Origin of the sequence: Actinomyces sp., from assembly GCF_030530635.1 — a bacterium.
In the GTDB taxonomy this organism is placed as follows: domain Bacteria; phylum Actinomycetota; class Actinomycetes; order Actinomycetales; family Actinomycetaceae; genus Actinomyces.
Genome location: NZ_JAUMUL010000001.1, coordinates 1 through 14987, shown reverse-complemented (window position 1 = coordinate 14987; position 14987 = coordinate 1). Strand labels below are relative to the sequence as shown.

The following is a 14987-nucleotide window of genomic DNA, read 5'->3' as shown; positions in this document are numbered from 1 at the left end:
AGTCGTCTCACTTCAGTGCCCTGCGGTGTTCAGGTTGTTGAGGATTTGCTGTGCGGTCTGGGTGGTGTGGGGTTGTGCGGTTATTTGGTGCCCGTTGATGGTGATGGTGATTTCCTGAAGTGGCTTCAGTTCGCGGACGAGCCGTTTGATGCTGATGCCGGTGGCGGCTTGTAGGTGGCGGGCGACGGCCAGGGATGCCATGACGACGGTTAGGTGGGCCTGGATGGCGTGGTGGGTGTGGTGGAAGACGGGGCGGGCCTTCAGGTCGCGGGTGCTCATGCGCAAGGGGCTGCTCCACGTGCCACAACTCGTGATACGAGGCGATCACCTCACTGGCGGGCATCACGGTGGCGGGGATGTTAGTCACGTAGCCCTTGGTGCGACGTGAGGTCGCATGCTTTCAGTTGCTGCATGGTTTGGAGGTGGCATCGGTTGTGAGGTGCTGCATGTAGTGCGGGTCGGTGTCCATGGACCTGTCCCCACCGTGGCGTGCGTCGTTGGTGACGACGGGGTGCGAAGCCCACGGGTGTAAGCCGAAGCGTGCTGTCAGTCTGCCGGTGGTGCGTAGGCGAGGGGAAGACCTGGATGGGTGAACGTGAGGGAACCGTCGTTGACCCCTCGTTAAAGTTGAGCCCCCTTATTTGCTGGCAGATGTCGGGGGGTGGTAGGAGCATGCCGGGGAAGGTCCGGCGGGTGGCACCGAACGGGCAAGGGGTTCGAGTGCTTGGACACCACTGCTCTCGGGGGATAGGCGGCGCCCTGCCAGGTCGTGTCTGAGGTATGCGGAACACGGGAACCCCGTCACGCGCCGGGCTCTGGGGCCTGGTGGGCGTGCTCGTAAGGGTGGTGCCGAAGTGCGTGGCGGGAACAGGATGGCTCAAGAAGCTAATGCCAAGATGTCGAAAGGCGATGGGAAACGCGCGGTGCTGTAGGGCCGGTTCTCCAGACGGCCGCCGTTGCGATAACCACTTGGATACCGGGCGGATGCCCGGGCGGGAAACCGAGCTGACGTGAGCCAGGTGAGTTGTGAAGAGTCTAGGAGGTGTGGATGCGCAGGGAGCTGAGGGGGATGTTGGACGCCGAGGCGAACAGACCCGAGGACGAGCGCTTGGATTGGTGGCCGGGAGTCTGCTGGGACCAGGTCGAGGCGAGCGTACGTGCGCTGAGGCAACGGATCTTCACGGCGGCCAGGGAGCAGGACCCCAAACGGGTCCGTAGTCTGCAACGCCTGATGCTGCGGTCATGGGCCAATGTGCTTGTGAGCGTGCGTCGGGGCACGCAGGACAATGCGGGGCGCCGCAGTGCCGGGGTGGATGGGCTCATCGTGAGCGATGACTCCTCGCGGGCCGCGATGGCCGTGTGGCTGTCACGCAACGCGATGACCACGACGCCCTTGCCGGTGCGGCGCGTGTACATTCCCAAGGCGAATGGCAAGTTCCGCCCGCTGGGCATCCCGACGCTGGTCGACCGCGCCATCCAGGCGATGGTCGCTAACGCGTTGGAACCGGAGTGGGAGGCGCGTTTCGAGCCGGATGTGTACGGCTTCCGGCCCGGGCGCGGTTGTCATGACGCCATTGAGGCGATCTTCGGTCTGTGTGGGAAGCGCAAGTCGCTTCGCATGTGGGTGTTGGACGCCGACCTGAAGTCGGCGTTCGACAACATCAGCCACGACCACCTACTGGCCATGCTCAATGGGTTCCCGGCCAGGGAGCACATCAGGGCATGGCTCAAGGCCGGGGTCATGGAGCAGGGCCAATGGGCGCCTACCGAAGCGGGGACACCGCAAGGAGGCATCATCTCACCGCTGCTGCTGAATATCGCCCTGCATGGGATGGAGGAAGCCGCCGGACAGCGCCGGTACCCCCGAACCAGGAGGTCCCAGCCCGACGGTATCGTGCCTGGCACACCAGCCGTGGTCCGCTATGCGGACGACTTCGTGGTCATGTGCCACACGCGTGAGGAAGCTCTGGCGGTCAAGGAACGCCTGACACCGTGGCTCGCTACCCGAGGACTGTCGATCAACCAGGACAAGACACGCATCGTGCACCTGTCCGAGGGGTTCGACTTCCTCGGGTTCACGATCAGGCGCTACCCCAGGAGTGGAAAGGTCCTGACACGGCCATCCAAGACGGCCGTGCAACGGATCCGCGACAGGCTCAGAACCGAGGTCATTCGACGCAACGGGGCCAACGCCCCGGCGATCATCGCCGCCCTCAACCCGATAATCCGCGGGTGGGCCGCGCACTACCGCATCAGTGCGTCGAAGAAGATCTACAGCCAGTTGGACTACTGGATGTGGATCCGACTATGGCGCTGGGCCCTGCGCGCACACCCCAACAAGGGAAAACGATGGATACAGGCCCGCTACTGGGGAAAAAGCCACCCCAGACGCGACGACAGATGGGTGTTCACAGACCACGACAGTGGCATCTACCTGCGAAAGTTCGCATGGACCCCCATCGTCCGCCACGTCAAAGTCAAGGGACGGGCATCCCCAGATGACCCGAACCTGACCGACTACTGGCAACAACGCCGCAAACGCAGGCCTGACCCAACGCAGACCCAGCCAGCATTCCTCCCCCCACCCGCAACCGCCCGCGAACTCGCCTGAGCCGGATGCCTCGAAACGGAGCACGTCCGGTTCTTAGGGGACCCCGGCCCGGCAACGGGCCGGGGCTACCCGACAGCCCCGCCAAGCGGCGTGCTCTGGCCAGAGCCTCCTCATCCAGCACCTGATCCCCTTTACAGACGGTGACGAACCGGGTTCCCTTGGGGCGCCGCTCCCCGGCAACCACCGCCCTAGCCCTGTTCTCCTGCACGGTCAGCGTCTTGCTGGTGCCGAACGAACCGGCGCGCGCTATAGGCCCAGATCGCCCGCCACGAGGCGGGATGCTGCTGGGGATCCCAGACGGGCTCATCGCGCGTCTTGTCGTCCCTCTCGGTCCAGCGCGTGCACCGACGTGGGGTGATCGTATCGATCACCTGCCCGGCCGGCCAAGGCGTCCCCGTGCCAGCGGTAGTGGGCGGCCAGGTCCGCCGGCGCCTTGGCCGTCCGGGACCCGACGATGAACCCCAAGCCGGCCTGATCGAGCGCTTCGAGGTTGGTTGCGGAGAGCATGCCGGCATCGGCCACCACGACCAGGTACTAAATCCCCGACGCCTTCCGGAACTCCTGCACCATCGGCACGATCGTGCTGGTCTACGCGGGGTACCTGCTCCTTACTGCTGGGCTCCACGAGTCGGGCCAGCACCATCTGCCTGAAGGCCTCGTCCCCACCCACCGCTTCATCCAGCCCCAGGGCCTCATACGCGCCACACAGCACGTCCCACAGCAGAGCCGAGCGCTGCCCGACGACTACCGCCGACGCGGCCTGGCGGGCAGCCCGAGGGGCCAGGCCGGCCAAGTCCAGCACGCCCTGGCCTCCCCGAATCTTCTCCCGCCCCGCCTGAATCAGGGCCGCCAGCTCCGCCTCACCCGTGTGCCGAGCCCAGGTGCTCCACAATCCGGCGCACCCCGTGCTCCTTAGCCACGATCTGCACCGCCGTAGGACCAGAAGCGGTACGCACCTTCCGAATGTACGGGCTCACACGCCATCACTCTACAGGCCACCGGATTAGTGCCCCACAACCACCAAGCTAACCACACCACACCAACGAAAAACCCCAATCATGACGCACAGTCACCAAAAATAAGACGAGTCAGGTACAACCACGCAGATCGAGGTCATACACGACTCATGCGCTCCAGCTGGCCTGAATCTTCTTCCGCGAGCCGTCAGCGTACGACCCCGGGGAATTCCATACGACTCCGGCGTGTCTTGGACCGGAGGCCAAGGGCCGGCAGCACCTGATTCCGGCGCTGACGCCCCTTCAGTTCACCGTAGCTGGAAGCAGATCGACAGCATCGGGGTTGACCTCCAGGTACTGCGCCACGGCGTCATTCCGGAAGGCCTCGAACAGGGGCGCATCGGCATCAGGGTCAAGCAGGACGATTGACTGGCCGTCGGCATTGGTACCGGTGCCGACCGTCGGCACGGTCATGAAGTTGATGTCCGTGGAGCGCAGACCGCGTAGATCCACCGCCAGGGACTGCAGCTCGGTGATCGTGAACCCCTCGTCCACCGCCAGGGTCTGACTGACCGTCACAAGGAAGGAGTAGAGCTTAGTCGGACTGGAAAGGATGCCGTTGTTGCGCACGGCCCCGACCATGGCCCGCATCCACGCCTGCTGGCGGTTGAGGCGGTCGAAGTCTCCGCCCGGCAGGCTGCTGCGCTCGCGTGCATAGGCGAGCGCCTGCTCACCGTTGAGTACCTGCGCACCCTCGCCGAACTCCATTCCGGCGAGCGTCTGTGGGCTCTTGAGCCTGATGGTTACGCCGCCGACGGCGTCCGTGATCGCACTGAAGGACTCGAAATCGGCCACTAGTAAATGGTCTATGCGCACGCCCGTGAGCTGCTCGACGGTCTGAATGGTCAGGCTCGGCCCGCCGTAGGAGAAGGCGGCGTTGATCTTGTTCTCCCCGTAGCCGGGGATGTCCACCCAGGAGTCGCGCGGAATGGACATGACCGACACGTTCCTGCGATCGCCGCTGATCTGCATAAGCATCATCGCGTCGGTGCGTTGGGCGCCGACCTCCCACTGACTGGGGTCACCGGCACTGATGCGTGAGTCCGAGCCGAGCACGAGAATATTCGTGGCCGGGTTCTCGGCGTTCTGCGCGGGAGCGCGGTCGTGGTCGGCAATCGAGGCGAAGGGATCACCGATAGTCTCTATGTTTGCCGACAGGCGGTTGCGCAGCCACACCGCCCCCACCGCGGTGCCGGCTGCGAGCACGAGCACTACCGCGAGCACCGACACCAGGGCGATACGCAAGTGTCGTCCACCCCGGCTCCTCTTGGCGCTGTCGCTCGCGGATTCGATCCGCCCGACTCCGCCGAGTACGTCGTCGTTCAGATCCCTGGAAACACCATCACCCGCGCGCTGCTCGTCATCGGTCATGGGTCAATCTGACCACACCGGGCAGTGCGAGGAGTCGCACCGACGTGGGGATCGGATCACAAGCCGGTAGTGACGTCAGGCGAGCCGGTACATCCAGTTGTACGGGTCCTCCAGGCGTCCGTACTGGATGCCGGTGAGCCGCTCGTAGATCTCGTGGGTGACCTCACTGCCCTCGATGGCCACGTCGAAGTCCTCACCCTTGAGCCGTCCCAGGGGGACGACGACGGCGGCGGTACCGCAGGCGAACACCTCGCGCACCCTACCGGTGGAGATGTCCTCCAGCAGGCTCGTAAGCGGAATGGTCTCCTCCACCACCCTCCGGCCGGAGTCCAGCAGCAGGCGGATGATGGCGCTGCGCGTGTTTCCCTCCAGGATGGTGCCCGTCAGGCTTGGGGTGCGCACGGTGCCGTCGGCGTCCACCACCATCACGTTCATGCCGCCGAGTTCCTCCAGATTCTGCTCGGTGACGTCGTCGAGGAAGCACACCTGGTCACAGCCCTGGGCATCCGCCTCCTGCTGCGGTAACAGTGAGGATGCATAGTTGCCGCCGGTCTTGGCGAAGCCGGTGCCGCCACGACCGGCCCGGTGGTAGTCCTGAGCCACCCAGATGGAGATGGGCTGCAGCCCATTGGTGAAGTAGGCACCCGATGGGGAGGCAATGACGTAGTAGTCGATGGTGCTCGCGGCGTGCACGCCGAGAAAGGCCTCGGAGGCGAAGGCGTAGGGACGCAGGTACAGGGACTCCCCCTCACCGGAGGGGACCCACTCGGCGTCGGCGCGCACCAGGTCCACCAGGGAGGCGATGAAATCCTCCTCGGGCAGTTCCGGAACGGCCATGCGCCGGGCGGACAGGTTCATCCGGGCGGCGTTGTAGCGGGGTCTAAAGGTCCAGATCGAGCCGTCGGCATGCCGGTAGGCCTTGATGCCCTCGAAGATCTCTTGCGCATAGTGCAAAACGGCGGCAGCGGGAGACAGGGTCAGGTCCCCGAAGGGGATGATGGCGTGGTCCGCCCAGCCGCGCTCGCGGGTCCAGCGGGCGTGGGCCATGTGGTCTGTGAACACGCGACCGAAGTGCAGGTCGGTCAGTGCCTGGGCGCGCTCGACATCGGAGGCGGGATGGGGGTGCGTCTGCTTGGGAAACCGGCCGGCGAGGGAGTCGGCGGAGGGGACCGGGACAGCGGCGGCGCGAGCCAGCGGCGTGGCGAGGGAATCGGGCGTGGATGCGGCGGCTGGGGTCACAGACATACCGGCACTGTACCGCCGCTCCACGGGCCGGACGGGCGTCTCTCACATGCTGGTTCCGCAAGGTCTCCCGCCGGGCGCATCATTGGTGCGTGCCCGGAGTCGCCGTACGACGACGTCGGTGCCCGCCCGGGCACGCACTCGCACCCGGCCTGCGTCAGTCGCGCAGGGCGACAGCGATGGCGTCCCCGATCTCACTGGTGGTGCGCAGCAGCGGGGCGCCCGCGGCCTCGGCCGCGGCCCGGGCCGCCATGTCGGCGTCGACGGCGGCGCCAACGCGGGCGGCGGCGGTGTCCAGCCCCAGATGGCTGAGCATCATGGCGACGGCGGAGATGGTGGCTACCGGGTCTGCCTTGCCCTGTCCGGCGATATCCGGGGCAGAGCCGTGCACCGGCTCGAACATGGAGGGGAACTCGCCGGAGGGGTTGAGATTGCCCGAGGCCGACAATCCGATGCCGCCGGTGATCGCGCCGGCCTCGTCGGTGAGGATGTCGCCGAAGAGGTTGTCGGTGACGATCACGTCGAAGCGGCCCGGATCGGTGACCAGGTAGATGGTGGCGGCGTCCACGTGGGAGTAGTCCACCTTCACCTCGGAGTACTCGGCGCCGACGGCTTCAACGGTGCGGCGCCACAGGTGCCCGGCGTTGACGAGCACATTGTGCTTGTGCACCAGAGTCAGGTGGTGGGCGGGGCGGGCCTGAGCGGTCGCGAAGGCGTAGCGCACCACGCGCTCGACCCCGTAGGCGGTGTTGACGCTCACCTCGGTGGCGATCTCGTGGGGGGTGCCCACGCGTACGGCGCCGCCATTGCCGCAGTACAGGCCCTCGGTGCCCTCGCGCACCACCACGAAGTCGATGTCGCCTGGATCGGCCAGGGGTGTGGCCACACCCGGGTAGTACTTGGAGGGGCGCAGGTTGACGTAGTGGTCCAGGGCGAAGCGCAGGCGCAGCAGCAGACCGCGCTCCAGCACGCCGGAGGGGACCGACGGGTCCCCGACGGCACCCAGCAGGATGGCGTCGTGGGCCTTGATGTCCTCCAGCTCGGCGTCCGTGATGGTTTCACCGGTGCGATGCCAGCGCTCGGCACCCAGGTCGAAGTCGGTGGTTTCCAGGGTTACACCGCTGCCTTCCAGGGCGGCCTCAAGTACCTTCAGGCCCTCGGGCACCACCTCCTTGCCGATGCCATCGCCGGGGATCACTGCAAGTTTGATGGTCTGCGTCATGGCGCGACCCTAAGCGGATCGCTCGGCGCCCGGGACGATCATCTCAGATACCGGCGGCCGGTTGGCGGCACTCCTCGGTCCGAGCCTCAATGTCCCCAGGCGCTCTAATTCTCTCGTCTCATGCCACCGCCTCGCTCGGGCTGCGCAAGTAGACCAGCACTGCATCACGGGGTACGGCCCGCACACCGTCACCGTGCCGTCCCTGGGCGCGCCAAGTACCGGGCAACGGACGGAATTCCACGGTCCGGAACCGGGCGCTGCCGTTACCGCACGCCGTGTGCTCGACTGCGCACAGCACATCGGCGTCGTCGGCGCACTGGAACAAGTAGGGCGAGTGGGTGTTGACGATGACCTGCCGCAAGTGGTGCGAGGTGGGCCTGGACAGGCCGCGCAACAGTTCACACAGGTCGGCGATCTTGGTCGGATGGATCCCGCTTTCCGGTTCCTCCAGGCACAGCATGCCGGAGTAGTCCTCCGCAGCACCTATGGCGGCGAGAGTGAGCAGTCGCAGTGTCCCATCCGACAGGGCCCGCGCCGACACCTCAGGCGAGTCACCCACCCGGGCCCGCAGTTCCAAGGCCTGCCGCACCGGGTCCTCCATGATCGCCAGGCTACGGACGTCGATAAGTGGGGCGACGGCGTCACACACTCGGCGCAGCACCGCCCCGTCACGCCCCGCGACCAGATCCTGCCGATAGAGCACGGCGGGCACGTGCGCGCCGGAGGCGGAGATGGGACGCCGCTCCATCAGGTCATCGGGTGCCCGCATGGCGCTGGGTTCAAGAGCCAGGAATCGCCACGAGGCCATTTCCGTGCGTGCCACCAGAACGGTCGGATACTCTGCGCTGGCGACGGCGGAAAGTACTGTGCGCTGGGCTCCGTCGGCAAGCACCTGACGGGTCCTGCCGTTGGTCTCCCGGTGTACAACGACGACACTCTTACCCTGGGATTCCTGGTAGTCCAGGTAGCGGCTGCCCGAATTGGAGTGTCGGCGAGTGACGAACCGACGGCTGTCCGCCGCCTCCGGGAAGTACAGATTGCCGTCGGCGTCGTCCAGGGCGAACAGCCGCTCCCCCGCCAGCCGTAGCCGCAGGCGCCCGGGAACGGTTTCGTCATACTGCGCGGCTATCTCCACCTCGTAACGCACATGACCGCATGACGGCACTACTGCCTGACCGAACTCGTCCTCCGCCCGGGGCGGCAGGATCATCTCCGCGGCCAGACACAAGTTGGCGGTTCCGGCCAGTACGTTGGCACTGAGCAGCGAGGCGACATCGACCTGTTGCTGCGCCGTGGGCCGCACCTGAACGCAGGCATCGTGGAAGGAGTTGCAACTGAGCAGGGCCAGGAACTCTATGGCGTTGAGTAGATTGGATTTGCCCACCGCATTAGGGCCGGTGATACAGGTGAATCGTCCGAAGTCCACCTTCACATCGACAAGGTTCTTGAACCCCGTCACCTCGAAATGGGTGAGCACGCCGCCCCCTTCGTTGTCAACTACCGATGATTCTGTCAGTTTATCCTCGGCGTAAATTCACCATGCCGCTACGCGACGACGTAGCCAAAACGCGACGTTAGCGGCGTTTCATAACGATCATGTCCCTAAAACGAAGGGTGGGGCGGCGGATCGATTCCGCCGCCCCACCTGGGGCGCATCGTTTAGAGCAGTTGCCTCGGACGGCTCAACGCGCAGCCGAGCCCTCGGTGTAGTCCTTGTCGAGGTCGGCCCGCCAGGCGAACATGGAGCGCACCTCGCGACCAGTCGTCTCAATGGGGTGGGACTCGCCCTCGGCACGCAGGCGCTTGAACTCTGGGGCGCCGGCGGCCTGGTCGTCCATGAAACGCTTGGCGAAGGAGCCGTCCTGGATGTCGTCCAGGACCTCCTTCATGTGCACCTTGACATCGGGGGTGATCACGCGCGGGCCGGAGATGTAGTCGCCGTACTCGGCGGTGTCGGAGCAGGACCAGCGCTGCTTGGAGATGCCGCCCTCGTTGATCAGATCGACGATGAGCTTGAGTTCGTGGCAGACCTCGAAGTAGGCCATCTCGGGCTGGTAGCCGGCCTCGACCAGCGTCTCGAATCCGTACTGGATCAGCTTGGACACGCCACCGCACAGGACGGTCTGCTCACCGAACAGGTCCGTCTCGGTTTCCTCGCGGAAGGTCGTCTTAATGGCTCCGGCACGGGTGCCGCCGACGGCCTTGGCGTAGGCCAGTACCAGCGGCCAGGCTTGACCGGAGGCGTCCTGCTCCACGCACACCAGCACGGGCACGCCCCGACCGGCCTCGAACTCGCGACGCACGGTGTGACCGGGCCCCTTGGGAGCGACCATGACCACGTCGATGTCCGCGGCAGGCGTGATGTAGCCGAAGTGGATGTTGAATCCGTGCGAGAACAGCAGGGCGGAGCCGGACTTGAGGTTGGGCTCGATCTCCTGCTTGTACAGCTCGGCCTGAACCTGGTCGGGGGCCAGCACTACAGTGACGTCGGCCTCGGCCACCGCCTCGGCAATGGGTTTGACGGTCAGGCCCGCCTCCTGCGCCTTGGTGACGGATCCGGAGCCGTCGCGCAGACCGACTACGACCTCCACGCCGGAGTCGCGCAGGTTCAGGGCGTGCGCGTGGCCCTGCGAACCGTAGCCGATGACGGCCACCTTCTTGGACTGGATGACCGACAGGTCGGCGTCGTCGTCGTAGAACTTCTCAGCTGCCATAGTGGGATCTCACTTCTCCTTGAGTTGATCGGTGATGGAACGGGGACCGCGCGAGATCGCGACCGCACCGGATTGGACGATCTCCTTGACCCCGTGCGGGGCGAGGGCGTCCAGTAGGGCCTTGACCTTGGACTCCGAGCCTACGGACTCGATGACGACCGAGGTTGGGGACACGTCCACGACGTGCGCCCGGAACAGGTCGACGATCTGGAGTACGGCGGTCCGGTTGGAGTCGTCGGCGCGGACCTTTATGAGGTAGAGCTCCCGGCCGACCGAGGTCTGCGGATCGAGTTCAACGATCTTGATTACGTTCACGAGCTTGTTGAGCTGCTTGGTCACCTGCTCCATGGCGGGCCCCTCGGCGTCGGCGATCACCGTGATGCGAGAGACGGACTCATGCTCGGTGGGGCCGACGGCCAGGGAGTGGATGTTGAAGCCGCGGCGCGTGAACAGCGCCGACACGCGCGTAAGCACGCCGGGCTTGTTCTCCACCAGGACGGACAGCGTGTGCTTCTCGCTCATGATCTCAGTCCTCCTCCCACGCCGGGCTCATGCCCCGCGCGTGCTGGATCTCGTCGTTGGACACGCCCGCGGCGACCATGGGCCATACCTGGGCGTCGGCGGACACGATGAAGTCGATGACCACGGGCCGATCGTTGATGGCGTTGGCCTGGACGATGACGTCGTCGACGTCCTCGAGCCGTTCGCAGCGCAGACCGACAGCCCCGTAGGCCTCGGCCAGTTTGGCGAAGTCGGGGATGCGCTCGGTGCCGGCACCGGTGTGCAGGTCGGTGTTGGAGTAGCGCTCGCCGTAGAACAGGGTCTGCCATTGGCGCACCATGCCCAGGGACGAGTTGTTGATGATGGCCACCTTGATGGGGATGTTGTTCAGCGTGCAGGTGGCCAGCTCCTGGTTGGTCATCTGGAAGCAGCCGTCTCCGTCGATCAGCCAGACGGGCCGGTCCGGGCAGGCTTTCTTGGCCCCCATGGCCGCCGGCACCCCGTAGCCCATGGTGCCGGCGCCGGCGGAGGTGAGCCACGAGTGCGGCCGGTTGAAGTGGAGGTAGTGTGCGGCCCACATCTGGTGCTGGCCGACGCCGGTCACCCAGATAGTGTCCTCGGAGGCCGCCTTGTCCAGGTGGGTGATGACCTCCTGGGGCTGAAGCAGACCGTCGTCGGTGTCGGTCCAGTCGGTGGGGTAGGTGGCGCGGATGTGTGCCACCTCGGTGAGCCACTGGTCGATCTCGGCGCGCGGCTCCACGGCGAACTGCTCGCGGCAGGCGGCCGTCAGCGCGGGCACAACATCCTTCAGGTCACCCACGATCGGGATGTCGGCGGTGCGGATCTTGGAGATCTCGGCGGGGTCGATGTCTACGTGGACGACGGCGGCGTGCCGGGCAAAGGTGTCCGGCTTACCGGTGACGCGGTCATCGAAGCGGGCCCCGAGCGTGACGATCAGGTCGGCGCGCTGCAGGGCGCCGACTGCGGCAACGGTTCCATGCATGCCGGGCATGCCCAGGTTGAGCTGGTGGTTGGTGGGAAGCACGTCCAGGGCGGTCAGCGTCGTCGTGAATGGGGCGCCGACGAGTTCGACCAGTTCCTTGAGTTGCTCAACCGGGACGCCGGCACGGTTGAGGCCACCGCCCAGGTAGAAGACCGGCCGTTCGGCCGAGGCGATCGCCTCGGCGGCCTGGGCGATGCGCCGTTGGTTGGGTCGGCCGGGCAGGCTGTAGCCGGGAAGGTCCATGCGCGGAGGCCAGCGGAACTCGGCCTCGCTGACCTGGGCGTCCTTGGTGAAGTCGAGTAGTACCGGGCCCGGACGACCGGTGGCGGCCAGATGGAAGGCTTCGGCCACGCGGCTGGGAATCTCCTCGGGCGAGGTGACCAGGAAGGAGTGCTTGACGAACGGCATGGTCGAACCGACGATGTCCGCCTCTTGGAAGGCGTCAGTGCCGATCGCCGCGGAGCCGACCTGTCCGGTGATGGCGACCATGGGCACGGAGTCCATATGGGCGTCACCGATGGCGGTGACCAGGTTGGTGGCGCCGGGGCCGGAGGTGGCCACACAGACGCCGACTCTTCCGGTGGCCATGGCGTAGCCCTCGGCGGCGTGCCCGGCACCCTGCTCGTGGCGCACAAGTACGTGGTGAATTTTCTCGCTGGCCAGCAGCGGATCGTAGAAGGGAAGGATGGCTCCCCCCGGCATGCCGAAGATGTCGGTGACTCCCATCTCCTCCAGGGAACGCACGAGCGCCTGGGCACCCGTCATCACTTGTTGGTTCTGGCCCGGGGAACTGTTGTCACGAACCATCATCCACCCTCCTATCCGTGAGATCCGAGTGTTTGCGCGTTTGTCTACCGGCGCACCGGCCGGTTGGGTGGAACCGTATGCCGTCCCACGACCGGCAGTCGATTTCAACATACGTCATCTCACATATTGGAATCACGGGCGGAAATGTGTGGCCAGGGGCGGCTGCGGGCGGTGTCGGGTGAGTCTCATGCGCACGCGGTCTTAGGTCCGTCCGACGTCACGGCGGCGGATGCGACAATACTCCGGTACCTCGACCGCACCGCCGTGGCGTGAACCTCGCCGTGGGCTCTTAAGAATTGGAAGGCGGCACCTGCCCTTGGTCATCGCACTGCTCAATGCCCTGGCCGATAACCCGGTTCTCGTTCTGTTCCTACTGATCGGCATCGGTATGCTCGTCGGCCGGTTCAAGGCCGGCGGCGTCAGCCTGGGGGCCGCGGCCGTTCTCTTCGCCGGGATCGTCCTGGCCGCCTTGGGCGCCGCGGAGGGCATCACCATTGAGATCCCACCCCAGATGGGCACGCTCGGGCTGGCGGTATTCACCTTCGCCATCGGCATCCAGTCCGGGCCGAACTTCTTCCATGTGCTGCGCACCGCCGCCGGTCCACTGGCCATCATGCTGGCGGTGTTGGTACTGGGCGCGGCGGCCGGCCTGGGCGTGGGCCGTGCGCTGGGCATGGATCCGGCAATGATCGCCGGCGCCTTCGCCGGAGCACTGACCAACACCCCGGCCCTGGCGGCCGCCGGCGGTGCGGCTACGGCGGCCGGTAACCCTGACGGCATGGCGATCGCCACAGTCGGCTACGCCGTCGCCTATTTGTACGGTGTCATCGGCATGCTGTTCTTCTGCCTGTTGGCCCTGCGCTACCGCCGCTCGGACAAGGATGCGCCCTCTCCGTTGATCAACCGCACGGTGCGCGTGGAGCGCGAGGATGGACCCCAGCTGGGCGACATCGCCGAGCGGGTGAGCGGAGAGATGAAGTTCTCCCGCCTGCGCCGCGGCGAGACCGGACCGATCACCCGTCCCGCCCTTACCGACAAGATCTATAAGGACGACCTGATTACCGTCGTTGGCACCCAGGACGCCGTCAACCAGGTCATCCGCGAGATCGGCCACCCCTCATCCCATTCTCTGATTGAGGATCGCCGCTACCTGGATTTCCGTCGCATCACCGTCTCCGACCCGAAGTTGGCCGGGCATACCGTGGCCGAACTCGATGTCGACCACAGGTTTGGCGCCACTATCTCCCGGGTGCGCCGCGGCGATGTGGATATGGTGGGCACCCCCGACACGGTGCTTCAGCTGGGTGACCGGGTGCGCGTGGTCGCCCCGACCGGGCGTATGGCCGAGTTGTCCAAGTTCTTCGGCGACTCCGCTCATGGCCTGTCATCCATCAACCCCGTGGCCATGGGCTTGGGCATGGCAGTGGGAATCATGATCGGCGAGTGGGCGATCCCGCTGCCCGGCGGTTCGACCTTCTCTATCGGCTCGGCCGCGGGCACGCTCATCATTGGCCTGATCTTCGGGCGCATTGGTCGTATCAAGGGCTTTGTGACGGCGATGCCGTTCACGGCCACGGCCGTGCTGTCCGAGTTGGGCCTGTTGATCTTCCTGGCGCAGGCCGGTACCCGCGCCGGCGGTCAGATCGCCAACGCGTTCACGGGCGGCGATTGGTGGAAGATTTTGATCACCGGCTTTGTGATCACCACGTTCGTGGGCTTCGGAATGTACGCGTCCATGCGCTGGATCGTGAAGATGGGCGGCACGCGCCTATCGGGTCTGCTAGGTGGTTTGCAGACTCAGCCGGCTGTGCTGGCCTTCGCCAATGAGCGCACCGGCTCCGACCCGCGCGTGGCGCTCGGCTATGCGATGGTCTACCCGGTGGCCATGATCGTGAAGATTTTCATCGCCCAGTTCTTGGGCGGGATGTAACCCGCTCAGGAACGAACCGGGACGAGCGCGACGAAGACGCGGAGGGCCCGAGCCGCGATCAGGCGGTTCGGGCCCTCCGCGTTCGCCGACTTTGCTGGCTCTTCCGGTTTGAGGGTGTGGTGGTTGTGGTGGGCTGAGGTAGAGCGGTCGCCGATGTCCTGAGTCCTAACAGGGGCCGGGGTGTCTGCTTGGCCGCTTGGGCGTTAACGACGCACTTAACGTTCTGCTGTATACCTGCGGGGCCTTCAGCAGACGGTTAACAGACGTTGTTAACCCCGAAGCGGCGTAGCAGACCGCGAAGCGGCGTTGCAAACGGCCCCCACTCCCAGGCGCCGGGGATGCTGGCAGGCAAGTCCGGCACGGTGAACCGGCACAGCTCACCGCGTCCTTCGCCCCGCGACAGGCCGGCCACCACACTCACCAACACCAAGAGCCGGTCTGGGCGGGTCGGTGGGGTTGTTGGGTGGGTCTCGTAGTGTGGTGGCAATTCCCGCGGTGGTTTCCTCTGGTAGGGAGCATCGTGGGAGCCCGTTGTTCATCCGTCCAAAGATTCACGAAGGAGACCCACGA

The 14987-nt window shown here is 65.8% G+C and carries 10 protein-coding genes and 1 pseudogene; 2 read left to right on the top strand and 9 right to left on the bottom strand.

Annotated elements, in window-relative coordinates; translation table 11 throughout:
• Nucleotides 1-12: 12 nt before the first annotated feature.
• Nucleotides 13-376: pseudogene (locus tag Q4A20_RS00055) on the bottom strand (IS1634 family transposase); the annotation flags it as partial.
• A 672-nt stretch (nucleotides 377-1048) separates the two neighbouring features.
• On the opposite strand from Q4A20_RS00055, the gene ltrA reads away from it, so the two are divergent.
• Nucleotides 1049-2611: a group II intron reverse transcriptase/maturase gene (ltrA, locus tag Q4A20_RS00050; RefSeq protein WP_303118687.1), complete on the top strand. Its 1563-nt coding sequence runs from the start codon at nucleotides 1049-1051 to the stop codon at nucleotides 2609-2611.
• A 303-nt stretch (nucleotides 2612-2914) separates the two neighbouring features.
• Here the strand turns inward: ltrA and Q4A20_RS00045 are convergent, their stop codons facing one another.
• The 8 genes from Q4A20_RS00045 to Q4A20_RS00010 form a co-directional block, all read right to left on the bottom strand.
• A complete protein-coding gene (locus Q4A20_RS00045) occupies nucleotides 2915-3136 on the bottom strand; it encodes a hypothetical protein (RefSeq protein WP_303118684.1) in 222 nt (73 codons plus the stop codon).
• A 734-nt stretch (nucleotides 3137-3870) separates the two neighbouring features.
• The gene (locus Q4A20_RS00040) at nucleotides 3871-4998 is read right to left on the bottom strand and encodes an LCP family protein (protein WP_303118681.1); all 1128 of its coding nucleotides are present in this window, start codon (nucleotides 4996-4998) and stop codon (nucleotides 3871-3873) included.
• A 75-nt stretch (nucleotides 4999-5073) separates the two neighbouring features.
• On the bottom strand, nucleotides 5074-6243 hold the full coding sequence (locus Q4A20_RS00035; protein ID WP_303118678.1) for a branched-chain amino acid aminotransferase: 1170 nt from the start codon (nucleotides 6241-6243) through the stop codon (nucleotides 5074-5076).
• 154 nt (nucleotides 6244-6397) lie between these two features.
• A complete protein-coding gene (locus Q4A20_RS00030; protein WP_303118676.1) occupies nucleotides 6398-7462 on the bottom strand; it encodes a 3-isopropylmalate dehydrogenase in 1065 nt (354 codons plus the stop codon).
• A gap of 118 nt (nucleotides 7463-7580) precedes the next feature.
• Nucleotides 7581-8939 carry an AAA family ATPase gene (locus tag Q4A20_RS00025; RefSeq protein ID WP_303118673.1) on the bottom strand — a complete coding sequence of 453 codons (1359 nt, stop codon included), beginning with the start codon at nucleotides 8937-8939 and terminating at the stop codon, nucleotides 7581-7583.
• Between the two features lie 205 nt (nucleotides 8940-9144).
• On the bottom strand, nucleotides 9145-10176 hold the full coding sequence (gene ilvC, locus Q4A20_RS00020) for a ketol-acid reductoisomerase (RefSeq protein ID WP_303118670.1): 1032 nt from the start codon (nucleotides 10174-10176) through the stop codon (nucleotides 9145-9147).
• A 9-nt stretch (nucleotides 10177-10185) separates the two neighbouring features.
• Entirely contained in the window at nucleotides 10186-10698 is a 513-nt protein-coding gene (gene ilvN, locus Q4A20_RS00015; RefSeq protein WP_303118667.1) for an acetolactate synthase small subunit, read from the bottom strand.
• A 4-nt stretch (nucleotides 10699-10702) separates the two neighbouring features.
• Nucleotides 10703-12487 carry an acetolactate synthase large subunit gene (locus tag Q4A20_RS00010; protein ID WP_303119002.1) on the bottom strand — a complete coding sequence of 595 codons (1785 nt, stop codon included), beginning with the start codon at nucleotides 12485-12487 and terminating at the stop codon, nucleotides 10703-10705.
• A 316-nt stretch (nucleotides 12488-12803) separates the two neighbouring features.
• Between Q4A20_RS00010 and Q4A20_RS00005 the strand changes: the two genes are divergently transcribed.
• Nucleotides 12804-14417 carry an aspartate:alanine exchanger family transporter gene (locus Q4A20_RS00005; RefSeq protein WP_303118664.1) on the top strand — a complete coding sequence of 538 codons (1614 nt, stop codon included), beginning with the start codon at nucleotides 12804-12806 and terminating at the stop codon, nucleotides 14415-14417.
• The last annotated feature ends 570 nt before the right edge of the window (nucleotides 14418-14987 follow it).